This is a genomic window from Microcoleus sp. bin38.metabat.b11b12b14.051 (assembly GCF_013299165.1).
Classification (GTDB): domain Bacteria; phylum Cyanobacteriota; class Cyanobacteriia; order Cyanobacteriales; family Microcoleaceae; genus Microcoleus.
On sequence record NZ_JAAFKD010000017.1, the window covers coordinates 68,773 to 69,881 of the forward strand.

At 52.3% G+C, this 1,109-nt stretch carries 1 protein-coding gene; it reads left to right on the forward strand.

The window, feature by feature from the left end:
* Positions 1 to 1,109 (forward strand): Ig-like domain-containing protein (locus QZW47_RS18580; RefSeq protein ID WP_293129497.1); only part of this gene is annotated, 1,109 nt, incomplete at both ends.

Consider the following 1,109-nt stretch of genomic DNA (forward strand, 5'->3'; position numbering starts at 1 on the left):
GTCACTGGGCCGACCAAAGGTAAACTATTACTCAATCCCAAGGGCGACTTCACTTACACTCCTAACCCTGGCTTTGTCGGAATTGATACCTTCACTTACAGCGCTAGCGACGGCGCTGCGACTGTCCCCGCGACGGTGAATATCAATGTTACTAACGGTGTGCCGATCGCCAATCCCGACACCTACAGCACCAGTGCGGGAAAAGTCCTCAGTGTAACAGTACCGGGAGTTTTAGCCAACGACTCTGACGCGGACTCGGACACGCTGACTGCTGCATTGGTCGCCAACTCGACTAAAGGGTCGATCGCCCTGAACAAAGACGGTTCTTTCGCCTATACTCCTAACGCTGGCTTTTCTGGAACTGACACATTTACCTACACAGTCAGCGACGGCATAGTTAATTCTGCACCAGCTACGGTGACTGTAAACGTCAACAATAACCCGCCTGTAGCGAATCCTGACAACTATACAACTCCTTTTAATACTCCTCTAAACGTGACTGGTTTGGGAGTCTTAATTAACGATACAGACCCGCAAAACGATCCGCTGACGGCGATTTTAGTAACAAATCCGGCTAAAGGATCGATCGCCCTCAATCCCAAGGGTTCCTTCAGTTACACTCCGAATGCTGGTTTTGCTGGGACAGACTCTTTTACCTACAAAGCTAACGACGGTTCGGCTGATTCTGCGATCGTCACCGCCAGCATTGTTGTCAATAATCCTCCAAGTCCAACTCCGGCGACAACTCCAACTCCGGCGACAACTCCAACTCCGGCGACAAGTCCAACTCCGGTGACAAGTCCAACTCCGGTGACAACTCCAACTCCGGTGACAACTCCAACTCCGGTAACAACTCCGACTCCGGTAACAACTCCGACTCCCACAGGAACTCCAACTCCCACAGGAACTCCAACTCCTACGGGAACTCCAACTCCGGTAACAACTCCAACTCCTACGGGAACTCCAACTCCGGTAACAACTCCAACTCCTACGGGAACTCCAACTCCTACGGGAACTCCAACTCCTACGGGAACTCCGACTCCTACGGGAACTCCAACTCCTACGGGAACTCCGACTCCTACGGGAACTCCAACTCCTACGGGAACTCC